The following is a 22,481-nucleotide window of genomic DNA, read 5'->3' on the forward strand; positions in this document are numbered from 1 at the left end:
AGACATGCGGGGACATCGTTGATTTCGGGGCGCCGTCGACCCGGTGTTGACACGGGCGTTCAGCCTACCGCGAACGGCGGCAGGCGCGTGAATCCCGCTTTAGGCGCCCGTGGGGTGATCGCCGGGGGTGTCGGCGGCATCGGACACAGTGTCGGCATCCGTTTCCGGCTCGTCCTCGGGGTGGGAGGCCTGCGCCGCGAGTTGCGACCGTGGCGGCCGCTCGGCGGCAGCACGCTGCCGCACACCCAGGATAGTGAACGCGGCGACCGCTCCGGACAGCACCACGATCGACACCCACTCGTTGATGCGCAGCCCCGCGATCGTGACGGCCTCGTCGATGCGCACGCCCTCGATCCACAGGCGGCCGGAGACGTACACGATCACGTAGAGCCAGAAGACCCTGCCGCCACGCAGGTCGAGGCGACGATCGAGGTAGATGATGAGTGCGGCGCCCGCGAGGTTCCACAGCAGTTCGTAGAGGAAGGTCGGGTGGAACGTCGCGAACTGCTCGTATCCCTCGGGGCGGAACGCCGGGTCGATCTCGAGACCCCACGGCAGCGTCGTGGCACCGCCGAAGAGTTCCTGGTTGAAGTAGTTGCCCATGCGGCCGATCGCCTGAGCGATGAGCACGCCGGGGGCGGCCGCGTCGATGAAGGCCGTGAAGCTCGCTCCGGCGCGGCGCGCGCCGATCCATGCACCCAGCGCGCCCAGCGCGACGGCGCCCCAGATGCCCAGGCCGCCCTCCCAGATGCGCAGCGCGGCCCAGGGGTTGCCGCCCTCGCCAAAGTAGGCGCCAGGGGAGGACACCACGTGATAGATGCGACCGCCGACGATTCCGAACGGGATCGCCCAGAAGGCGATGTCGCTGACGACCTCCGCATCACCGCCCCGCTCGACCCAGCGGCGCGTCGTGAGCCACAGGGCGACAAAGATGCCCAGCAGGATCCACAGCGCGTACGCGTGGATCGTGAGGGGGCCGATGCTGATTGCGCTCCACTCGACGGGAGGGCTGGGAATCGACGTCGTCATCGCGCGCTCCTCACGCCGTCCGCGAGCTCGGCGACCTTCACCCGCAGGGCGGCCAGGGCATCGTCCTCATCCTCGTGCTCGAGGAGGCAGCGCACCAGGGCCGATCCCACGATCACCCCATCCGCATACGCGCCGACCATCCGCGCGTGCTCCCCCGTCGTGACGCCGAGTCCGACGCAGACGCGCTCGGCTCCGGCGGCGCGGGTGTCGGCCACCAGCTGCTCCGCGGCGGCGCCCACCGATGCGCGCTCGCCCGTCACGCCCATGAGGGACGCGGCGTAGACGAAGCCCGTGGTGTGGGCCACGGTGTAGTGCAGGCGCTCCTGCGTCGAGGAGGGTGCCACCAGGAAGATCGTCTCGAGGCCCCGAGCGGACGCGGCCGCGAGCCACTCCCCCGCGACGTCAGGAGTGAGGTCGGGCAGGATCACCCCCGAACCGCCCGCCGCGACCAGGTCGTCGGCGAAACGCTCGACTCCGTACTGGAAGATCGGGTTCGCATAGCTCATCACGACGGCGGGTGCGCCCGCGTCGACCACGGCCTTCACGGCCGTGAACGCGTCACGGACCCGCACGCCGCGCTGGAGCGCGGCCTCGGCGGCCTGCTGAATGGTCGCGCCGTCCAGCACGGGGTCCGAGTAGGGCACCCCGACCTCGACGATATCGACGCCGGCCTCGACCATCGCGACCATCGCGCGCGCGGAACGCTCGACGTCGGGGTATCCCACCGGCAGGTAGCCGATGAGCGCGGCGCGACCCTGGGCTCGAGCCGCGTCGAGCCTGTCGGTGAGGAACGTCACGCCTTCTCCTCCGGGAGCATTCCGAACCACCGTGCGGCGGTCTCGACATCCTTGTCGCCACGGCCGGACAGGCTCACGAGGATGGTCGCCTCGGGTCCCAGCTCGCGGCCGAGCTTGATCGCGCCGGCGAGCGCGTGCGAGGACTCGATGGCAGGCAGGATCCCCTCGGTGCGGCACAGCAACTGGAAGGCCTCCATCGCCTCCGCGTCCGTCACCGCCCAGTACTCGGCCCGACCGATGTCGGCGAGGAACGCGTGCTCGGGTCCCACGCCCGGGTAGTCGAGCCCCGCGGAAATCGAGGTCGACTCGATGGTCTGGCCGTCCGCGTCCTGCAGAATGAACGACCGCGAGCCGTGCAGCACGCCCGCCCTCGCACCGCCCGCGATGGTGGCAGCGTGGTGGCCCGACTCGAGGCCGAGCCCGCCGGCCTCGCATCCGATGAGGCGCACGTCCGAGTCGTCGAGGAACGCGTCGAAGATGCCGATCGCATTCGACCCGCCGCCCACGCACGCGATGACCGCATCAGGGAGGCCGCCGCGCTCGAGCATCTGCGCCCTGGCCTCGACGCCGATCACCCGCTGGAAGTCGCGCACCATCGCCGGGAACGGGTGCGGCCCGGCGGCGGTGCCGAAGAGGTAGTTGGTCGTCTCGACGTTCGCGACCCAGTCGCGATACGTCTCGTTGATCGCGTCCTTGAGGGTGCGCGAGCCGGACGTCACGGGAACGACCGTCGCGCCGAGCAACTTCATGCGCGCGACGTTGAGTGCCTGGCGACGCGTGTCTTCCTCGCCCATGTAGACCGTGCACTCGAGACCCATGAGCGCGGCGGCGGTCGCGGACGCGACGCCGTGCTGACCCGCTCCGGTCTCGGCAATCACGCGGGTCTTGCCCAGGCGCTTCGTCAGCAGCGCCTGTCCGAGCACGTTATTGATCTTGTGCGAGCCGGTGTGGTTGAGGTCCTCGCGCTTGAGGATGATCCGCGCTCCCCCGGCGTGCGCGGCAAACCGGGGCGCCTCGGTGACGATCGACGGACGGCCCGTGTAGTCCCGTGCGAGCCTCGTGAGCTCTCGCTCGAACTCGGGGTCGACCTTGGCCTTCTCATACGCGTCGGTGAGCTCATCGAGCGCGGCCACGAGCGCCTCGGGGACAAAGCGCCCGCCGAAGTCACCGAAGTACGGCCCGGGGGCCGCCTGGAGCGATTCGGTCACGGGCGCACCGACCGCAGCGCGGGGTGGGCTCCGGCGGCGACCATCTCCGCGACGGTCGCGCGGGGGTCACGGTCCTTGACCAGCGCCTCGCCCACAAGCACGGCATCGGCCCCCAGGCGCGCGTACTCGACCACGTCGTGGCTGTCGCGGATGCCCGACTCGGCGATCTTGAGCACGCCGTCGGGGATCGTGGGTGCGACGCGGGCGAACGTGCCGCGGTCGACCTCGAGCGTGCGCAGGTTGCGCGCGTTGACGCCGATCACGGTGGCACCGGCGTCGACGGCACGGGCAACCTCGTGCTCGTCGTGGACCTCGACCAGGGCGAGCATGCCGAGCGAATGCACGCGCTCGATGAGGCTCTCGAGCGCCATCTGCTCGAGGGCGGCGACGATCAACAGCACGACGTCGGCGCCGTGCGCACGCGCCTCCCATACCTGGTACGGGGTGACGATGAAGTCCTTGCGCAGGATCGGGACGTCGACCTTCGCGCGGACCGCGTCGAGGTCGGACAGCGAGCCGTTGAAGCGGCGCTGCTCGGTCAACACCGAGATGACGGACGCGCCTCCCGCCTCATACTCAGTCGCGAGCAGCGCGGGATCGGTGATCTCGGCCAGGTCACCCTTGGAGGGGCTCGAGCGCTTGACCTCGGCGATGATCGCGACCTCGTCGCGTGCCAGGATCTGGCGAGCGTCAATCGCGCTGGGCAGCCGCGAGGCGCGCTCCTTCAGGGCATCCATCGTGGTGAGTTCCTTGCGGACCGCGAGGTCCTCCAGCACACCTGCGACGATGCTGTCGAGCACGGTCATTCCACCCTCTCCCATGCGCCCATGCTACCGCCGCGACGGGACGCCAACCGACGTGCCCACCGCGACGTGCGGCTCACGCGAGGGGCTGTCCGTGGCCCAGCGCGCGCAGCACCGCGCCGGCGGCGAGGGACAGCACCGCGAGGCCGATGCCCGTGAACGTCACCGCGTGGACGGGAATGGCGATCCCCACCGCGGCAAGGATCGCGGCGATCACGAGACCCGTGTTGGTGACCCAGGCGGCGACGGTGCGGCCGTGGTTGTGCGGGGCGATCTCGGGCAGATCCTGCGGCTCCAGGTGGACGCTCGACATGGGGACTCCTTGGGTACTGAGGGACGGCGTCAGTCTAGCGAAGGCACGGGTGCGGACGTTGACCCCGGCGACGCGGCGGGCGGCGCGTCCACCAGGCGCGACGCGGTCGCGATCGCCCGAATCATCGCGGCGGCCTTGTGGCGCGTCTCCGCGGCCTCGGTCGCGGGAACCGAGTCGGCGACGATTCCGGCGCCCGCCTGCACGTGTGCGACGCCGTCCGCGATGAGTGCCGTGCGGATCGCGATCGCCATGTCCATGTTGCCCGCGAAGTCGAGATAGCCCACCGCGCCGCCGTAGAACGCGCGCCGGGTCGGCTCGATCTCGTCGATCAGCGTGATCGCACGCGGCTTGGGCGCTCCCGACAGCGTGCCCGCCGGGAACACCGCGGTGAACGCGTCGAGCGCGCCGTACTGCGGCTCGAGCGTGCCGACCACCGTCGAGCAGATGTGCATGATGTGCGAGTAGCGGTTGACGGCCATGAACTCGGCCACCTCGACCGAGGTGGGCTCGCAGACCTTGACGAGGTCGTTGCGCGCGAGGTCGACGAGCATCACGTGCTCGGCGATCTCCTTCGGATCGGCGAGGAGCTCCTCCTGGAGCCTGCGGTCCTCCTCGACCGACGCCCCGCGCGGTCGCGAGCCCGCGATCGGGAACGTCGAGACGCGGCCATCCTGCACCGAGCACAGCGATTCGGGGCTCGCGCCCACCACCGCGAACTCGCGTCCGCGATCGTCCTCGAGCTGGAAGTAGTACATGTACGGGCTCGGGTTGAGGGTGCGCAGCACGCGATACACCTCGAGAGGGCTCGCGTCGCACGGCACGTCAAAACGCTGCGAGGGCACCATCTGGAACACCTCGCCGTCACGGATCGCCTCCTTGGCGAACTCGACGGCATGCTCGTACTCCCCCGGCGCGCTGCGCTGCGTGATCTCCGGCTCGTCGCCCGGCCCCAGGATGGATACCGGGCCCGCCGTCGCCCCCTCGAGCTCGTGTTGCATGCGGTCGAGCCGCGCCACTGCCGCCTCGTAGGCACCCTCGATGCCCGACTCCCGTGCATCGACGTTGACCGCATTCGCGATGAGCCACACCGATCCGTCGCGGTGATCGATCGCCGCAATGTCCGTCGCGAGCAGCAGCAGCACGTCGGGAACGTCGACCTCGCGGGGCGCCTTCATGGGCAGCGTGGGCTCCCACTGGCGGATGATGTCCCAGCCGAGCACTCCGACGAGTCCGCCCGTGAGCGGCGGCAGTCCCTCGATCGCCTCGGAGGCGAGCTCGCCCAATGCCGCGCGAATGCTCGTCAGCGGCGCACCGTCGGCGAGGCCAACCGGCACGTCACCCGACCACCGCGCATCGTCCCCATCGACGGTGAGCATCGCGCGCGAGCGCACGCCCACAAAAGAGAACCGCGCACGCGACCCGTCCGGCTCAGCGGACTCGAGGATGAACGTGCCGGGACGCTCCTGCGCGAGGGCGCGATAGACGGCGACGGGCGTGAGGGAGTCGGCGAGCAGGCGTCGCACGACGGGCACGACCCGATGCGACGCGCCCAGGTCAATGAAGCCGTCAAGCGACGGCCAGGTCTCGCCCCACTCGGGCGTCACGCGGGTCATGCCGCCCCCTCCACCGCGCCAAGATCGCCGCCCGCCTCGAAGCACGTACGTGTCCCGGTGTGGCATGCGGGTCCGGTCTGGTCGACCTCGACCAGCAGGGCGTCGCCGTCGCAGTCGAGCGACACGCGCACCACGCGTTGGGCGTGTCCCGACGTGTCGCCCTTGCGCCACAGCTCGCCGCGCGAGCGGCTCCAGTAGACCGCGCGACCGCTCGTGAGGGTCTCGTGCAGGGCATCGTCATTCATCCACGCCACCATGAGCACCTCGCGCGTGTCGTGCTGCTGCACCACGGCGCACACGAGTCCGGCGGAATCGCGCTTGAGGCGCGCGGCAATGTCAACGTCGAGCGGCATGGCGACCATCCTTCCACGAGCGGACGCGGCCACGCGCCGAGAGGGCGACGCGACGATGCCGGGACGGCGTCGCGCGGCGATCTCGCCGTGTCGCGTCAGTCCCTGGTCTGCGCGACCCACGCGGCGTGCAGGCTCGCGTAGATGCCCCCCGCTGCCACGAGGTCGTCGTGGTGGCCGAGCTCGACGAGTTCGCCCTGCTCCATCACGCCCACCACGTCGGCACGTTCCGCGGTCGACAGCCGGTGGGCGATGACCACCGCGGTGCGGCCCTGCATGAGAGACTCGAGGGCGCGCGAGATGCGCACCTCCGTCGCGGGGTCGACGGCCGATGTCGCCTCGTCGAGGATCAGCAGGTCGGGGTCGCGCAGATACGCCCGCGCGATCGACACGAGTTGGCGCTCGCCGGCGGAGAGCAGCTCTCCGCGCGGACCCACGTGCGTGTCGAGGCCCGCGGGCAGCCGCTGGATCCAGCCGTCGAGTCCGAGCGACTCGAAGGCCGCGAGGCAGCGGCGCTCGAGGTCATCGTGGGACGCGTCCGGCAGCGCGTACGCGAGGTTGCTGCGCAGCGTGCCGTCGAACAGGAACCCCTCTTGGGGCACCACCGCGACGGAGCGTCGCAGCGAGTCCATCGGGACGTCGCGCAGGTCGACGCCGCCCACGCGCACGGTGCCCTCGGTCGGATCGAAGAAGCGGGACATGAGCCTCGCGAGCGAGGTCTTTCCCGATCCCGTCTGCCCCACGAGTGCGAGGCGACGCCCCGCGGGGAGTTCGAGGTCGATTCCCCTCAGCACCTCGGGGCCGCCGGGGTACGTGAGATGCACGCCCTCGATGCGCAGGTCTCCGCGACCGTGCGGGATCGGGGTGCCATCGCCTCCCGGGTCCGCGACGGTGAGTTCCTCATCGACCAGGCTCACGACGCGCCGCCAGCCGACGATCGCGCGCTGCATCTCCGCGAGCATCTCGATGATCCACATCAGCGGTCCCGAGAACATGTAGACGAGGAACGCGAAGGCCACGACCGTGCCCACGGTGATCTCGCCGCGCAGCGCGAGGTGGGTGCCGCCGATGAGCGCGATGCCCGTCGCGAGGGACTGACCCAGCACGGTCGAGGAGAAGTTCAGCGAGGCGAGCAGGGACGCGCGCTTCTCCGCCTTGAGAATTCCGTCGATCTCCTCGCCGAGCTGGTCGCGCATGCGCTGTTGCACGCCGTAGGCCCGGATGGTCGAGATGCCCACGAGCTGCTCGGAGACCCGACCCAGCAGGTCCGCCATGCGCGAGCGCACCGTCTGGAAGGCCGCGCGCACACGGGGTTGGATCCACAACAGCGACATCACCATGGGGATGAAGGCCAGGAGCACCAGGAGCGATAGCTTCCACGAGTACAGCAGCATCACGAGGAACACGACGGCAGACTCCATCGCGGAGATGATCATCGCCGCGCCGGTCCACTGCATGAGGTCGCGGATGGTCTCGACGTCGCCCGTCACGCGTGACACGTAGCGGCCGCGCTGTTCCTCGTTCTGCGTGAGCACCGACAGCTCGTGCACCTTGCCGAACGCCCTGATGCGCAGCGTCGCGAGGCCCGCCTCGGACGCGGCGACCATGCGGCGCCTGACGCGCCACGCAACCATCGCCGACATCACGAGCACGACGACGCCGCCGAGCGCATAGAGGACCACGACCTCCATGTCGACCCCGCCGGGCGCGAGCAGGCCGAGGTCGGTGATGCGCTGTGTCAGGAAGGGCGTCGCGGCGCGACCCGTCGCGGCGACGGCCGCGAGGGCGAGGGTCACGCCGAGTCCGCGACGGAACTCGGGGCTCAGTTCGAGCCCGCGGCGCAGGAGGTGCCGCGTGGTCATGTCGTCGCTCATCCCACGTACCCCGCCTGCTCCTCTGCCTGACGCTTCGAGTCCTCCTCGTAGGCGAGCACCAGCTCGCGATAGCCACGGTCACGGGCGAGGAGGTCCGCGTGAGTGCCCGAGTCCACCACCCGTCCCCGGTCGAGGTGGACGATGTGGTCGGCGAGGGTGATCGACGCGAGGCGATACGCGATGACGAGCACGGTGGGACCGTCCTCGCCTGCCAGCCCCGTGAGGATCTCGCGCTCGACGCGCGGGTCGACCGCGCTCGTGGCGTCGTCGAGCACCAGCACGCGCGGGCGTCGCACCAAGGCACGTGCGAGCGCGAGCCGCTGCCGCTGACCGCCGGACAGGTTCATGCCGCGCTCGGCGAGCACCGCATCGAGTCCCGTGCGGCCGTCGCGCGACAGCCGCTCGACCACGTCCACGACATTCGCGCGGCGCAGCGCGTCCCACACCTGGGAGTCGTCGTAGTCCTCGCCCAGCGTGACGTTGTCACGCACGGTGCCGGCGAAGACAAACGCGGTCTGCGGCACGAGTGCGACGTGGTCGCCGAGCCGCGCGATGGTCGCGAGGTCGGTGCCGTCGAGGTCGACCTCTCCCTCGACGGGCCGCGCGAGGCGAGCAGCGGCGAGCGCCAGGGTCGACTTGCCCGAGCCCGTCGAGCCGACGAGCGCCGTCACGGTTCCCGGCCGCAGGTCGAGGGTGATGTCACGCAGGATGACCGAGAGCTCGCCGTCGCCGTCGTCCGCCCCGATCGAGGCGCGGTCGAAGGTCAGCGCGGCCGCACCCGACGTCGGGATCGTGACGTGACCGGGCTCGTCGACCTCGGTGGCCGCCGTCGCGATCTCGCCCACACGACGGAACGCCACGAGCGCCTGCGGCATCTGACCCAACACCCATCCGAGCCCGCGGATGGGCACCGCCATGAGCGTCACCAGGTAGATCGCGGACACGACGTTGCCGACCGACACCGCTCCCTCGGACGCGCGCAACGCCCCGACCACCATGAGCGCGACCGCTCCCAGCGGAACGATGAGGTCCATGAGCGGCTCGAACCAGGCCGACGTGTGGCCCACCTTGGTGTCGGCGTCACGCAGCCCGTTCGTGACGCGCGCGAAGCGCTCCGTCTCCCGTGCCTCGGCGCCGAGCGCCTTGACCACTGTGCCGCCCTCGAAGCTCTCGTGGGCGATGGTCGACACGTCGGCGCGCAGGCTCTGGCCCGCGTCCCAGCGGGGCGTGATGACGCGCTCATACGCGACATTGATCGCGAAGATCACGGGCACGACCGCGAGACCCGTGAGAGCGAGCCACGGGTCCATGCGCCACATCGTCACTCCCGCGGCGATCATCATGACGAACGAGCCGACGGTGAAGGCGAACGGGTGCAGCGGGGACGTCGCGGTCTCGGAGTCCGAGGACATCGCGGACAGCATGCGGCCCGACGGGTTCGAGCGGTGCCATCCGAGCGGAAGCGACGCGAGGGCATCGGCCACCACCCTGCGGTGGCGCGCACCCACGCCGGCCACGGCGAATCCCTGCATCGTGCGGCGCACGCCCACGAGGATCGCGTTGAGCACGCCGATGCCGAGGAACACGGCACCTGCCAGCCAGATTGCCGTCGAGGGGTCCTGGGTCAGCGTTCCCCAGTAGCCCTCGATCGGCTCGCCCGCCACCCCGGGGATGACCACCTGGTCGGTGATCTCGCCGAGCAGGGTTCCGAATGCCACGGTGAGCAGGCTGAAGGCCGCGGCCGCGGCGACCGCCACCCCGAAGTGCAGCGGCTGGTCACGAACCGCATGGGCGAGCAACTGGCTCGCCTTGTGGGTGAACCGCCCGGACAGCGCGTATCGCGTGGCCTGATCGCGGGGCGTCATCGCACCTCGATTCCGGCGGCGCGCATCGCGTCCTTGACCTCCCCGATGGTGAGCGTGCGGAAGTGAAAGACCGATGCCGCGAGCACGGCGTCGGCACCCGCGCGGGCGGCCTGCACGAAGTGGTCGACCGTGCCCGCGCCGCCCGAGGCGATAAGGGGCACGCGCACCTCCTCGCGCACGCGGGAGAGCATCTCGAGGTCGAAGCCGTCCGTCGTGCCGTCCGCGTCCATCGAGTTGAGCAGGATCTCCCCCGCGCCCAGCTCGGCCCCGCGGCGCGCCCACTCGATCGCGTCGATGCCGGTGCCGGTGCGGCCACCATGGGTGGTGACCTCGTATCCCGAGTGCGTCACGGTGCCCGGACGGCAGCGGCGCGCATCGACGGACAGCACGAGCACCTGGTTGCCGAACCTTCTGGCGATGTCGGAGATCAGCTCGGGACGCGCGATCGCGGCCGTGTTGACCCCCACCTTGTCCGCGCCTGCGCGCAAGAGCCTGTCGACGTCCTCCGGAGAGCGCACGCCGCCGCCGACAGTGAGCGGCACGAAGACCTGCTCGGCGGTCCGCCTGACCACGTCGAAGGTGGTCTCACGGTCGGATGAGGACGCGGTGACGTCGAGGAACGTGAGCTCGTCCGCGCCTGCCGCGCCGTAGACCGCTCCCAGTTCGACGGGGTCGCCCGCGTCGCGCAGGTTCTCGAAGTTGACGCCCTTGACCACGCGGCCGGCATCGACATCGAGGCAAGGGATGACACGAACGGCGACACCCATCAGCCGCTTCCTTCCGGATTCCAGACGTCGAGGATGTCCACGACGAAGACGAGAGTGCCCTTGGTCGCGTAGCCGTAACTGGCGGGCACCACCAGCAGGACCTGCGAACCGGCGGTCTGGTCGAGGAGTCCCTCGTCCCAGCCGCGAATCACCTGACCCGAGCCGATCTGCAGCTCGAAAGGAGCCGCCTCGATCGGCCACGACGAATCGAGGACGTCGCCCGCCGACCACTCGCCATCGGCGTCGCTGCCATCCGACCAGTACCAGCCGGTGTAGTTGACGGTGAGGTACGAGCCCGCGCGCACCTGCGGGCCGGTGCCCTGGATGAGGGTCGCGACCGTGAGCTCGGCCGGCGGCTCGCCCTCGGGCAACTCGATCGAGGGCTCACCCGTGACGTCCAGCGTCACCGCAGGAAGATCTGGGTTCGGGGCAACCTCGTTGCCCTCGGCGCGGTCGGAGAGGACGTCGACCACCATGGCGATCGGCGGCTCGCCATCCGAGTCGAACGAGGGCGGAGCGACCACGAGCAGACGCGCTCCCACGCGCACGTCGAGGAGCCGCGTATAGAGCTCCTCGCCCACCACCTCGGGGGCCAGGATGAATGACCTCGGCAGTCCGTCGTAGGTGTTGATGAGCGTCGTGCCGTCGTCGAGAGAGGCCCCGTAGATGTCGAGCAAGAGCGGCTGCCCCGACTGCAGGTAGCTGCCCTCGCCGTCCCACACGACACGCGACTGTTCCGTTCCGTAGGACAGGCCGGGCGTGAACTCGAGGGACGGCGCGAGCGAGTCGGAGCCGCCGATCACAATGTCCGAGATGTCGCCCATCGGCGTCGCGGTGGGCTCGACCGGCTCCGCGGCCGGAGTGCAGGCCGCCAGCACACCCGCCACGAGGGCGAGCGTGAACACGGCAAGACGACGCATGTTTTTCCTTTCGGGACCGTAAGAGTCTACGTGCCCCTACGCGAGGGTCAGCGCGTCCAGGAGCGTGTCGACGCGAGCGTCCTCGTGGCGGAAGGGGTCCTTGAGCAGGACCGTCGTTCCCGACGAGCCCGCAATCTTGAGATGCACCCAGTCGACAGTGAAGTCGCGACCCACGGCCAGCGCGCGCTCGACGAACTGGCCGCGCAGGCGCGCCCGCGTGGTCTGCGGCGCGGTCGTCATCGCACGCTCGATCGCGGCATCGGTGACGATGCGCCGCACCAGTCCCTGTGCCTGGAGCCGGTAGTACAGGCCCCGGTCGGGCGACACGTCGTGGAACGCGAGCTCGAGCCGCGCGAGACGCGGGTCACCGAGGTCGCAGCCCAGCCGATCGCGATAGCGCATCACTAGGCGGTGCTTGATCGCCCAGTCGAGCTCGGTCTCGACGGCCGAGAAGTCCTGCGTGCGCACGGCGTCGACGCCGCGCTGCCACAGGTCGAGGATGTCCTCGACCTCGGGGGTGACCGCGATGACGCCGCCCAGATGGGAGCGCACCAGGTCGATGTACGTCTGCTGCACCTCGACCGCGGTGAGGTGGCGGCCATCGGCGAGCTCGACGGTCGCGCGACCCGGGAGGTCATGCGCAACGTCGCGGATGGACTGCATCTCGCGCGCGAGCGTCAGCTCGGGCATCACCACGCGCGCCTCCATGAGGCGCAGGATGAGGTCGGTCGTGCCCATCTTGACGAGCGTGGTGGGCTCCGCCATGGTCGAGTCACCCACGATCACGTGCATGCGCCGGTAAAGCTCGGCGTTGGCGTGCGGCTCGTCGCGCGTGTTGATCATGGGACGCGACCGCGTGGTGGCCGAGCTCATGCCCTCCCACATGTGATCGGCGCGCGGCGAGAAGCTGTAGTGCGCGCCCGACGGGGTGCGCGTGATGCATCCCGCCCCCGTGACGATCTGCCGGGTGACCAGGAACGGCAGCAGCGCAGACGCGAACGCCTTGAAGTCGGCGCGCCTGCGCACCAGGTAGTTCTCGTGGCAGCCATAGCTGTTGCCCGCGGAGTCGGTGTTGTTCTTGTAGAGGTGGATGGTGCCGTCGACCCCCGCGGCACGCAGCCGCTCCTCGCCTCGAGCGATGAGGTCGTGGACGATCCTCTCCCCCGCCTTGTCGAGCGCGATCAGGTCCGTGAGGGTGTCACATTCCGCGGTCGCGTACTCGGGGTGTGCCCCGACGTCGATGTAGAGGCGCGACGCATTGGTGAGAAACACGTTCGACGACCGCCCCCACTGGACCACGGAGTGGAACAGGTGGCCCGCGACCTCCTCGGGCGTCACGGGACGGCCCGCACCGGTGTCGAGGTGAAGGCCGAACTCGGTCTCGAGTCCGAAGATGCGCCGCGCGGGGTCGACCTCGAGCGGCGGCGGGATGTCGGTGGCGATCATGGGTGCAGCGCGGGGCTACTCGCCGCCCTTCTGCACGAACGAGCGCACGAACTGCTCGGCATTGACCTGCAGCGAGCCGTCGATCTCCGCGAGGAGGTCATCGATCGCGTCCGTGCTGGCCTGCGTGGCGGCTGTCGGCGCCTCGGGCTCGGGTGCGTCGTCCTCGTAGGGCTGTCCTTGAGCATTGATCTGGGCCATGTCGCGAGTCTATCCAGCGATGAGTCGGTCCAAGAGGGGGTGACGCGCCGCGAGCGGCTCGTCGAGGTGGACCACCTCAAGGTGGCCGTGATCGGTCTCGCGGTCGAGCACGACGGTCGACCACCCGGCGGCGTCCACCAGCTCGGGACGCGCCGCGACGATTCCCCCGCGCAACCGGGCACGCGTGTCCTGCGGCGCGCGGGTCATGGCCTCCGCGACCTCGTCATCCGACACGAGTCTCTCAACGGCCCCCGCCGCCTCGAGCCGCGCGACAAGTCCATCCCCGAGCCTCGACCACTGGAGGTCCATCGCCGCGAGCCGGGCATCGTCCCATCTCAAGCCCTCGGGGGCCTCGGGCGTCGCGTGCCGCGTCCTCATCCTGCCCAGGAGCTGCAGCTTCGCGACCCACTCGACCTCGCGGGCGGCGGAGAAGATGTCGCCAGCGAGGCGCTCGAGCACGGCCTCCCAGCGTGCGAGCACCGCGGCATCGCCCGCATCGCTCGCGTACGAGCGGCAGATCTCCAGCAGCGCCCGCTGCACCTCGAGCGCGCTTGCCTCCTCGCCCGAGGCGAGGCGCAATCGAGCGCGCAGCGTGAGGTCCCTGGACACGGTTCGCACGGCGTCGACCGGCTCCGCCAACTCGAGCGCGTCGAGGCGATCGTCGTCTGCCTCGATCGCGGCAAGCACGAGCGACGTGGTGCCGACCTTGAGGAAGGTCGCGACGTCGAAGAGCGTGGCGTCGCCGATGATGACGTGGAGGCGGCGGTAGCGGTCACGGGCGGCGTGGGGCTCGTCACGCGTGTTGATGATCGGCCGGCGCAGCGTGGTCTCGAGGCCCACCTCCGCCTCCATGTAGTCCGCGCGCTGCGAGAGCTGGAATCCCGCCTGCTCGCCGAACTGGCCGAGTCCCACGCGTCCCGCGCCCGTATAGACCTGACGCGTCACCAGGTGGGCCGTGAGGCGCCTCGCGAGGTCGTCGAAGTCGGTGGCACGGCTCACGAGGTAGTTCTCGTGAGTGCCGTAGCTCGCGCCCTTGCCGTCGACGTTGTTCTTGTACAGCGCGATGTTCTCGTGCTCCTCCTCGACGTAGCGGGCCGCGGCCGCACGCGCGATCGCGTCCCCCGCGCGGTCCCACACGACGGCGTCCCGCGCGTTCGTCACCTCGGGGCCCGAGTACTCGGGGTGTGCGTGGTCCACATAGAAGCGCGCGCCGTTCGCGAGCACGGCGTTGAGGTGTGCGGGGTCCTCCCACGAGCCGCGGCGCCTGCGCAGCGTGACCGCGCGCGCGGCCTCGTCGTACTCGTGGTCCTCCGTGAGCATGTCGGGTGTCGCCGCGGTGCGCGACCGGCGAAAGCCCCGCTGATCCTGGAGCGGGTCCTCGCCGCCGTAGTCCCAACGGGTCGTGTGCTCCCCCGCCCACGCCCTGCACGCCGTAATCAGGCGCGAGGACAGCAGGATCGGATTCGCCCGCGGCTCGTCGGGGTTGACGATTCCGTACTCGGTCTCGATGCCCACCACGCGCACGTCAGCACCGCCCCTTCACTGCGTGGCGAGGGTGCCGGACGCGACGGCCCGCGCCTCGGCGAGCTCCTGGTCCGCCGCGGTCACGAGGTGCTCGCGCGTGAGGCCCTTGGCATGACCGGCGACCACACCCTTGATCGCGGCGGTCTTGGCGCGGTCGACGATGTTGCGCACGACGGCGCCCGACACGTGCCGGTCGGCGTCGGCGTGCGCGAAGATCCGCTCGACCGCGGTATCGATGAGTCCGCGGACGGTCGCCTCGCGGTCGCCGTCGTGGGCGTCCAGTTCGGACTGCGCCAGCGGCAGATCCGCCCGCAGGTACTTGCCGAAGATGTCGGCCGTCGCGGCCGGGCTCGGACGCGAGATCTCGATCTTGACGTCGAGCCGTCCCGGGCGCAGGATCGCGGGGTCGATCATGTCCTCGCGGTTCGACGCGCCGATCACGATGACGTTGCCCAGCGCCTCGACGCCGTCGAGCTCGGTGAGCAGCTGCGGCACGATCGTGGTCTCCATGTCCGAGCTCACGCCGGACCCACGCGCGCGGAACAGCGCGTCCATCTCGTCGAAGAACACCACGACGGGCGCGCCGGAGTGCGCCTTCGCGCGCGCCCGCTCGAAGATCGTGCGGATGTAGCGCTCGGTCTCACCGACGTACTTGTTGAGCAGTTCGGGGCCCTTGACGGACAGGAAATACGAGCGGTCGGCGCCCACGGCGTCAGCCAGGGAGTGCGCGACGGCCTTCGCGATGAGCGTCTTGCCGCAGCCAGGCGGGCCGTAGAGCAGCAGCCCCCGCGGGGGACGCAGCGCGTGCTCGCGGTAGAGCTCGGGGTGCGTGAGCGGCAGCTCGATGGCATCCCTGATGCGCTCGATCTGCGGAGTGAGTCCTCCGATCGATGCGTAGTCGATGTCGGGGACCTCCTCGAGCAGCAGTGCCTCGACTCCCGTGCGCTCGACTTTCTCGGTTGCGAATCCCGTGCGGGGGTCGATGATGACGGTGTCGCCCTCGTGCACGCGCCGCGCGGCGTCCCCTCCCACAAGGGTCACCACGCGCTCGTCCTCGCCGCGGGAGACCACGAGCAGGCGATCGTTGTCGACCACCTCGCGCACAATCGCTGCCTGGCCCGTGCGGTCGGGCTTCGCGACGCCGACGACGACGCTCATGGGGTTGAGCAGGACCTCGTCGCCCGGCTCGAGATCGACCTCGAGAGTGGGCAGCACCGCGACACGCATGCGCCGCCCGGACGCGACAACGTCGGCATGGCGACCCGACCACTCGACGAAGGTCGCGAACGTCTGCGGCGGCTGGGACGCCTCCGCGAGCTTCTCGCGCATCTCGCCCAGCTGGTCGCGCGCGAGCGTGAGCAGCCGCTGGAGTTCAGCGTTGTTGCGCTCGAGTCGCGCGATCACGTCCTGTGCCTCGGCCACCATCACTCCTCCCCCGCGGGCGTGTCGCGGGTCGCGGTCACGTCGCGCCGCACCCTGCGGATCTTCTTGTCGCTGACGGCGCGCTCGCCCAGGTCCTCGGGGGTCCACTCCTCCGCGACCGGATACGAGCCCTTCGCGGGCCGACGGTGTCGCAGCGGCGCCTCGACTCCGGGCGCCATGCGCCGCGTGGTGAGCAGGAAGCCCGTGTGACCGACCATGCGGTGGTCCGGCCGCACCGCGAGGCCCTCGAGGTGCCACGTGCGCACCATGGTCTCCCACGCGCGCGGCTCAGTGAAGCCGCCGTGCTCGCGCAGGTCCTCGGCGAGGCGCGACAGCTGGGTCGTGGTGGCGACGTAGGCCAGCAGCACGCCCCCGGGGGCGAGGGCCGCGGCGGCCTCCTCGATGTTCTCCCACGGCGCGAGCATGTCGAGCACGATCCGGTCGACCGTGCCCGGCTCGAAGACCTCGCCCACGCGGTCGGCGAAGTCGCCGATCTCGATGCGCCACGCCGGGTGGGGCCCGCCGAAGTGTGACTCGACATTGGCGCGTGCGATGTCCGCGAAGTCCTCGCGCCGCTCGATCGACACGAGCTCGCCGGCGTCGCCGGTCGCCCTCAGCAGGGACATCGTCAGGGCACCGGAGCCGACCCCCGCCTCGACCACACGTGCGCCGGGGAAGATGTCCGCCATCTGGATGATCTGGCCCGCGTCCTTCGGGTAGACGACGGCGGCGCCGCGCGGCATCGACAGCACGAAGTCGCTCAGCAGCGGGCGAAGCACCAGGTATTCGACGCCGGCGGTGTTGCGCACCACGGTGCCCTCGGGCTTGCCGATGACGTCGTCGTGCGTGAACATGCCGCGATGCGTGTGGAACTGCTTGCCGGGCGCGAGGACGATGGTGTGGTGGCGTCCCTTCGCATCGGTGAGTTGGACGCGGTCGCCGGCGCGCAACGGGCCCCTGCGTTCGGACGCGCCCGTGGGCTCGGAGGTGAGGGTCATGCGGCCAGTCTAGGGCGCGCCTTCGGTGCCATCCGCGGGTCCGGTGGCGCGGCATCGTCCCTTGTGGGCGGCTCCTAACTCAGCGCCGCACGCAGGTCCTCGACGTGCGCGATGCCCACCGGCACGTCTCCGTTCATGATCACCACGACGTCCGTGCGGCCGAGCCACGGCACGACGGCCTCGACGAGCGCCTGGCCCGACGCCGAGGCGGGAATCTGTGCGCCGCGCGCGAGGGGCATCGTCACGGACATCAGCGTGGTCGTGGCACGTGCTTCCTCGGGAACCGCCTCGGTCAGCGCGACGGGGAAGTGCCCGGCGGGCTGACCGTCTGCCGCCAGGACCACGACCTCGCGGGCATCGGCCGCCTCCGCGTGTGCGCGGGCCTGTGCGACCGTCGCGTCGTACGGGACTCCCACGGCGACGACGGCCAGGGAGCCCGCGGTCGTGCCCTCGCGGCGTCCCAGCACGGTGGCCGCCCGCAGCTCCGCCGAGGCCGCCGGCCAGATCACGGAGAACAGGAAGGCCGACCAGATCACGGTGATGAGGTCGGGGCTGTTGCCGGTCACGAGCGGACCAGCGATCGCGACCACCACGACTCCCACCGCGACGATCCTGCCGCCGTGCGCAGCCCACCGGTGGCCCTTCCACCTGTCGCTCGTCGCGCCCCACACGATGGCGTTGACGACGCGGCCGCCGTCGAGCGGCGAACCCGGCAGCGCGTTGAAGGCGGCGAGGATCAGGTTGAGGACCCCCGCATAGAAGACGATGCGCCCGGCGATGCCGTCGACCGCACCGGACGCCGCGAGGGCGGCGCCGCCGATCGCGGCGTTGGCGGCGGGACCAGCGGCGGCGATGAGGCCGATCTCGAGCGGACGCGGATCCTCGCTGCGAAACTGCGTGTGGCCGCCGAAGAAGGTCAGCACGATCTCGTCGACCTCGCGGCCGAACCCGCGCGCCACCGCGGTGTGCGCGAGCTCGTGGAGGAAGACCGATCCGAACAACAGGACGGCCACCGCGAGACCGAGGGAGAAGCCCTGCCTTGAGAAACCGTCCTCCCCCGCCGCATAGAACACCGCAAGGATAAGCGCCATCACGAGCGTCGACGGGGACAACACCACGCGAGCACCCAGCACGCGCCCGAGCGAGATGCCGCGCGTCCGCGGGTGGTTCACGGGTGGCCTGTTCATGGCTCCACGGTAGTGCGCGGCTCGGACACCACCGCGCGCCACGTTCCGTCCGTGGACTGTCGCACCCGACGCCTAGGGTGAGGGCATGCCTCGCAAGCCCGCGTTGTCGCCCTCTCGAGCCGGCGACTTTCAGCAGTGTCCCCTGCTGTTCCGCTATCGGACCGTCGACCGCCTCCCGGAGCCGCCTTCCCCTGCGGCGACGCTCGGCACGCTCGTGCACGCCGTGCTCGAGAGGCTGTACGACCTCCCGGCGGCGCAGCGCACGGTGGACGCCGCACACGCGCGCCTCGAGCCGCAATGGCGCGCGATGATCGATCAGGACCCGCGACTCGCGGATCTGCACGCCGACCCTGCCGCGGAGTCGGCGTGGCTCGCGGAGGGCCGTCAGCGCCTCGCGACCTACTTCGATCTCGAGAACCCGCAGCGACTCGAGCCGGCGGCCCGCGAGGAGATGGTGGAGGTCCAGCTCGAGGATGGTCCCCTCCTGCGAGGAATCATCGACCGCATCGACATCGCCCCCGACGGCTCGATCAGGATCGTGGACTACAAGACCGGCAAGACCCCCGATCCTCGCTGGGGAGAGCGCAAGGAGCGGTTCCAGATGCGCTTCTATGCGCTCGTCGTGGAGCGCATTCGCGAGCGCAGGCCCGCGCTGCTCCAGCTCCTCTTCCTGCGCGACGGAGGCCGCCTCGAGATCCGCCCGACGGGCGACGACATCGCGAAGGTCGAGCACGAGATTCGCGAGCTGTGGGCGGAGATCACCGCGGCCGCGTCCGCGGGACGCTTCCGCCCGCGCACGTCCAAGCTGTGCGGCTGGTGCTCGTTCCAGGAACAATGCCCCGAGTTCGGGGGCATCGAGCCGCCCCTCGACCCCGACGCGGTCGAGCGCGCGCTGGGCGTGAGGCCCGTCGCGGGCGCCCCCTCCTAGGAGGTCACCGCGGCGCTGAGCCGTCGCGAAGTCTCCGCGAGCGCCTCGGTTCGGGCGGCGGCCTCGACATCGTCCACAGAGATGCCGGATCCGACCACCCAGCCCCACTCGGGCACCCCGGCCACGTACGACACCTTGGGGGCCGACTCCTCCGAGCCTGGCTTGGGCCAGGTGGAGGAGACGAACCCGGCACCCTGCTCCTGCACAAGCGCGACGAACTCGACGAAGATCGCGGTGCCGTGGGTGTCGAGCGTGCCGCTCACATCCGTGCCCTCGAGCTCGGGCTTGATGGGGTGCATCACCATCACCGGGCCCTCGTCGTTGATCCAGAAGTACTCCTCGCCCGAGTAGCGCAGATCGCGCAGCTTGGCGGCGGCGAAGGACTGCGCCTGCTCGAGCGTCAGTTCACCCGACGCGGCCTGGGCGACGTACGAGTCCACGATCTGCACGCCGACCTCGACTACCTGCCGCGTCGCATTCTCGCGTTCGGTCATCATGCGATCGCGCACCGTGAGCGCGCCTACCAGAATGATGGTCGCCATCCCCAGCGCGATGAGGGCCACGATGGCCCAAATCCGCGCCTGAATCGACATCGCCCGCACTGCCTTCATCGCGATCGCTCTCCCTGACGGTTGCGTACTGGCCGTCACATCGGCCACGCGGACAGGTTGGTGAGGGATGACCTCGGGACGGGCCTAGACGTCCGCCCCGAGCTCGTCGATCATCTCGCCGCCGACGATCCGTGACAGGGCCGCGACGTCGAGACCCTCGAGCGAGCGCACGCGGCTGAGACCGGGGCGGGGCTCGAGGGGAGTGAGGCGGCGGACGCCGATCGTCGCTGCCCCCGAGGTGTAGGCCGACCCCACTCCGGCGGGAGAGTCCTCGATCGCGACGCACTGCGTGATGTCGACGCCCAGGCGGGCCGCCGCGGTCAGGTACGGCTCGGGGTGGGGCTTGCCGTGGGTGACCTGGTCTCCCGTCACCACGACGGCGAACGCGTCGGGAGCGCGCGACACGAAGGCATCGGCAAGCATCGAGTAGGACATCGTCACGAGCGCACACGGGATGCCTGCGGTCACGACCGCGTCGAGAAGGGCCCGCGCATCGGCGTTCCACGGCACGTCCTGACGCACCTGGGCCGTGACGCGCCCCAGCAGGTAGGAGATGACATCGTCGGGCGCGAGGTCGACCCCGCGATCGATCATCGCGAGGGCCGACACGGTGAGCGGATTGCCCACCAAGGCGAGTCCATCCTCGTGCGTCCATTCGATGCCGAACCTCGCGGCGAGCTCGGTCTCGGCACCGATCCAATAGGGCTCGGAATCGATCAGCGTGCCGTCCATGTCCCACAGGACCGCGGCAGGTGGCGGCGCCTTCTCATTCATATGGGGCCAGTCTAGGCTGGCCGAATGACCCCCGACAGCGACCCCGCAGCCCTGGCCGCCGACCAGTCCGTGATGATCGCGGCCTTCGAGGGCTGGAACGATGCCGGGTCCGCCGCCTCCTCCGCTCTCGACCACTTGGCCCGCTCCTGGAACGCGCGCGAGTACGCCACGCTGGACCCCGAGGAGTATCACGACTTCCAGGTGAGCCGCCCGAGCATCCAGACAGTGCCGAGCGGCGAGCGCGTCGTGTCATGGCCGGGGACCGTCATCTCGACCGCGAACGGCCCGTGGGTGGGCGACCGCGAGATCGCTCTCGTGCGCGGCATCGAGCCGTCGATGCGGTGGCGGCGTTTCTGCGGAGAGGTGCTCGACTACGCCGAGGACCTCGACATCAAGACCCTCATCGCATGCGGTGCGCTGCTGGTCGACGCGCCGCACACGCGCCCCCTGCCCACGTTCGTCACGAGCGAGGATGCCGCCGCGCGCGAGGCCTTCGACCTCGAGCGCTCGGACTACGAGGGACCCACGGGCGTCCTTGGAGTCCTGGGTCACGAGGCGGCCCTGCGCGGCATCACCGTGATCTCGGTGTGGGTGGGCGTCCCGCACTACATCGCGCACCCGCCGAGCCCCAAGGCCACCATCTCGATCCTGTCCCAACTCGAGCGATTCCTGGGCGAGCCGATCGAGCTGGGTGAGCTTCCCGACGAGGCCGAGGCGTGGCAGCACGGTGCCGACGAGCTCATGGATGACGACGACGAGATCGCGGCGCACGTCGAGCAGCTCGAGGCCGTCATGGATGAAACGAGCCTGCCCGAGGCGTCGGGTGATGCGATCGCTGCCGAGTTCGAGAAGTTCCTGCGCCGCAGGGACCTGGGCAACGGCAAGGCCTGAGTCGCCCCGGTCCCGTTTCGGGCGCTCGGGCGACGGGCGAATGGACGATGCCCGTGGCTAGGTCGCGCTGATGACCCCGGCAGCGAGCAACGCGACGATCACACCGGCCGCCAGGATCCGGTACACCACGAACGGCAGGTAGCTGCGCTGCGTCACGAGGCGCAGGAACCACACGATGACCGCGTAGCCCACGCCGAAGGCCACGGCAGCCGCGATCGCCGTGTTCACCAGGCCCGGAGCCCCCGGGGCCTGCAGCGAGTCGAACTCCGTCACGAGCTCGAACACTCCGGAACCGAGCACGGCGGGGATCGCCAGCAGGAAGGACATGCGCGCGGCCGCCTCCCTGGTCATGCCCAGGAACAGGCCCATCGTGATGGTGCCGCCCGAGCGCGAGACACCGGGAATGAGCGCCATCGCCTGCGCCGCGCCCAGCAGCACGGCGTCCTTCACGGTGAGCGAGTCCAGCTCCCGGCGCTTGGCGCCCACGCGGTCGGCGAGCCACAGCACCAAGGCGAAGACCGCGAGCACCGTCGCGGTGATGTAGAGGTTACGCAGGCTGGTCTCGATCGCGTCCTTGAACAGCAGGCCGCCGGCCACGATCGGGATCGAGCCGAGGATCACCCACCAGCCCATCCGGGCGTCCGCGCTGTGCGCACCCAACCGGGCCTTGGCATCGGCCCCATCCCGGCCCGCGAGAGCGCGGAACCACGCCGCGACGATCCGCGTGATGTCCTTCCAGAAGTACACGAGCACCGCGGCCTCGGTGCCGATCTGGATGATCGCGGTGAACGCCGCTCCGGGGTCCTCGCCGTGCGGGAGCAGCGGCCCGATCACGCGAATGTGCGCGCTCGAGGAGATCGGCAGGAACTCCGTGAGTCCCTGCACCAGACCGAGGATGACCGCTTCCCACCAACCCATGGCGCAACACTAATGCCCGCGCGTCGCGCCCCGGCGCCGCCGCGC

Annotated in this window: 22 protein-coding genes; 2 read left to right on the forward strand and 20 right to left on the reverse strand. The window is 70.4% G+C overall.

What is annotated here, in order from left to right; all coding sequences use genetic code 11:
* Positions 1–99: 99 nt before the first annotated feature.
* The 17 genes from lgt to ABEA62_RS08650 all read right to left on the reverse strand — a co-directional run bounded on the left by lgt (position 100) and on the right by ABEA62_RS08650 (position 18,314).
* Positions 100–1,029 (reverse strand): prolipoprotein diacylglyceryl transferase, encoded by a 930-nt coding sequence (gene lgt, locus ABEA62_RS08570; protein WP_286216139.1) that lies wholly within the window; start codon positions 1,027–1,029, stop codon positions 100–102.
* The gene (gene trpA, locus ABEA62_RS08575; protein ID WP_286216141.1) at positions 1,026–1,826 is read right to left on the reverse strand and encodes a tryptophan synthase subunit alpha; all 801 of its coding nucleotides are present in this window, start codon (positions 1,824–1,826) and stop codon (positions 1,026–1,028) included. The genes lgt and trpA overlap by 4 nt, the downstream gene beginning before the upstream one ends.
* On the reverse strand, positions 1,823–3,034 hold the full coding sequence (gene trpB / locus ABEA62_RS08580) for a tryptophan synthase subunit beta (RefSeq protein ID WP_286216142.1): 1,212 nt from the start codon (positions 3,032–3,034) through the stop codon (positions 1,823–1,825). The genes trpA and trpB overlap by 4 nt, the downstream gene beginning before the upstream one ends.
* A complete protein-coding gene (gene trpC, locus ABEA62_RS08585) occupies positions 3,031–3,840 on the reverse strand; it encodes an indole-3-glycerol phosphate synthase TrpC (protein WP_286216674.1) in 810 nt (269 codons plus the stop codon). Before trpC ends, trpB begins: the two co-directional genes overlap by 4 nt.
* A gap of 73 nt (positions 3,841–3,913) precedes the next feature.
* A complete protein-coding gene (locus ABEA62_RS08590) occupies positions 3,914–4,150 on the reverse strand; it encodes an HGxxPAAW family protein (protein ID WP_286216143.1) in 237 nt (78 codons plus the stop codon).
* A 29-nt stretch (positions 4,151–4,179) separates the two neighbouring features.
* Positions 4,180–5,763, reverse strand: a complete 1,584-nt coding sequence (locus ABEA62_RS08595; RefSeq protein WP_345379639.1) for an anthranilate synthase component I — start codon at positions 5,761–5,763, stop codon at positions 4,180–4,182.
* Positions 5,760–6,116 carry a phosphoribosyl-AMP cyclohydrolase gene (hisI, locus tag ABEA62_RS08600; RefSeq protein ID WP_286216145.1) on the reverse strand — a complete coding sequence of 119 codons (357 nt, stop codon included), beginning with the start codon at positions 6,114–6,116 and terminating at the stop codon, positions 5,760–5,762. Before hisI ends, ABEA62_RS08595 begins: the two co-directional genes overlap by 4 nt.
* Positions 6,117–6,211: 95 nt before the next feature.
* Positions 6,212–7,975 (reverse strand): ABC transporter ATP-binding protein, encoded by a 1,764-nt coding sequence (locus ABEA62_RS08605; RefSeq protein ID WP_345379641.1) that lies wholly within the window; start codon positions 7,973–7,975, stop codon positions 6,212–6,214.
* 8 nt (positions 7,976–7,983) lie between these two features.
* The gene (locus ABEA62_RS08610; RefSeq protein WP_345379644.1) at positions 7,984–9,852 is read right to left on the reverse strand and encodes an ABC transporter ATP-binding protein; all 1,869 of its coding nucleotides are present in this window, start codon (positions 9,850–9,852) and stop codon (positions 7,984–7,986) included.
* Positions 9,849–10,619: an imidazole glycerol phosphate synthase subunit HisF gene (gene hisF / locus ABEA62_RS08615; RefSeq protein WP_286216149.1), complete on the reverse strand. Its 771-nt coding sequence runs from the start codon at positions 10,617–10,619 to the stop codon at positions 9,849–9,851. The genes ABEA62_RS08610 and hisF overlap by 4 nt, the downstream gene beginning before the upstream one ends.
* Positions 10,619–11,539: an FKBP-type peptidyl-prolyl cis-trans isomerase gene (locus ABEA62_RS08620; RefSeq protein WP_286216151.1), complete on the reverse strand. Its 921-nt coding sequence runs from the start codon at positions 11,537–11,539 to the stop codon at positions 10,619–10,621. Before ABEA62_RS08620 ends, hisF begins: the two co-directional genes overlap by 1 nt.
* A 36-nt stretch (positions 11,540–11,575) precedes the next feature.
* Positions 11,576–12,985 carry a Pup--protein ligase gene (gene pafA / locus ABEA62_RS08625; RefSeq protein ID WP_286216153.1) on the reverse strand — a complete coding sequence of 470 codons (1,410 nt, stop codon included), beginning with the start codon at positions 12,983–12,985 and terminating at the stop codon, positions 11,576–11,578.
* 15 nt (positions 12,986–13,000) lie between these two features.
* Complete coding sequence (locus ABEA62_RS08630) at positions 13,001–13,183, reverse strand: ubiquitin-like protein Pup (protein WP_286216677.1); 183 nt, start codon at positions 13,181–13,183, stop codon at positions 13,001–13,003.
* 9 nt (positions 13,184–13,192) lie between these two features.
* Positions 13,193–14,698 (reverse strand): depupylase/deamidase Dop, encoded by a 1,506-nt coding sequence (dop, locus tag ABEA62_RS08635; protein WP_345379648.1) that lies wholly within the window; start codon positions 14,696–14,698, stop codon positions 13,193–13,195.
* 24 nt (positions 14,699–14,722) lie between these two features.
* Positions 14,723–16,129, reverse strand: coding sequence for a proteasome ATPase (arc, locus tag ABEA62_RS08640; protein WP_345379651.1), 1,407 nt, complete (start codon positions 16,127–16,129; stop codon positions 14,723–14,725).
* Between the two features lie 2 nt (positions 16,130–16,131).
* The gene (locus ABEA62_RS08645; RefSeq protein WP_286216158.1) at positions 16,132–17,127 is read right to left on the reverse strand and encodes a tRNA (adenine-N1)-methyltransferase; all 996 of its coding nucleotides are present in this window, start codon (positions 17,125–17,127) and stop codon (positions 16,132–16,134) included.
* Between the two features lie 74 nt (positions 17,128–17,201).
* Positions 17,202–18,314, reverse strand: coding sequence for a M50 family metallopeptidase (locus ABEA62_RS08650; RefSeq protein ID WP_286216160.1), 1,113 nt, complete (start codon positions 18,312–18,314; stop codon positions 17,202–17,204).
* Positions 18,315–18,399: 85 nt separating this feature from the next.
* On the opposite strand from ABEA62_RS08650, the gene ABEA62_RS08655 reads away from it, so the two are divergent.
* Entirely contained in the window at positions 18,400–19,242 is an 843-nt protein-coding gene (locus ABEA62_RS08655) for a RecB family exonuclease (RefSeq protein ID WP_286216162.1), read from the forward strand.
* Here the strand turns inward: ABEA62_RS08655 and ABEA62_RS08660 are convergent.
* Positions 19,239–19,853, reverse strand: coding sequence for a cache domain-containing protein (locus ABEA62_RS08660; RefSeq protein WP_286216164.1), 615 nt, complete (start codon positions 19,851–19,853; stop codon positions 19,239–19,241). The two genes, ABEA62_RS08655 and ABEA62_RS08660, sit on opposite strands and share 4 nt — an antisense overlap.
* Before the next feature lie 84 nt (positions 19,854–19,937).
* Complete coding sequence (locus ABEA62_RS08665) at positions 19,938–20,627, reverse strand: HAD family hydrolase (RefSeq protein WP_286216165.1); 690 nt, start codon at positions 20,625–20,627, stop codon at positions 19,938–19,940.
* A gap of 24 nt (positions 20,628–20,651) precedes the next feature.
* Between ABEA62_RS08665 and ABEA62_RS08670 the strand changes: the two genes are divergently transcribed.
* On the forward strand, positions 20,652–21,518 hold the full coding sequence (locus ABEA62_RS08670) for a PAC2 family protein (protein WP_286216168.1): 867 nt from the start codon (positions 20,652–20,654) through the stop codon (positions 21,516–21,518).
* A 57-nt stretch (positions 21,519–21,575) separates the two neighbouring features.
* Here the strand turns inward: ABEA62_RS08670 and ABEA62_RS08675 are convergent, their stop codons facing one another.
* On the reverse strand, positions 21,576–22,436 hold the full coding sequence (locus ABEA62_RS08675) for an undecaprenyl-diphosphate phosphatase (protein ID WP_286216169.1): 861 nt from the start codon (positions 22,434–22,436) through the stop codon (positions 21,576–21,578).
* Positions 22,437–22,481 lie beyond the last annotated feature (45 nt).

Source organism: Demequina sediminis (assembly GCF_039545075.1).
In the GTDB taxonomy this organism is placed as follows: Bacteria; Actinomycetota; Actinomycetes; order Actinomycetales; family Demequinaceae; genus Demequina; species Demequina sediminis.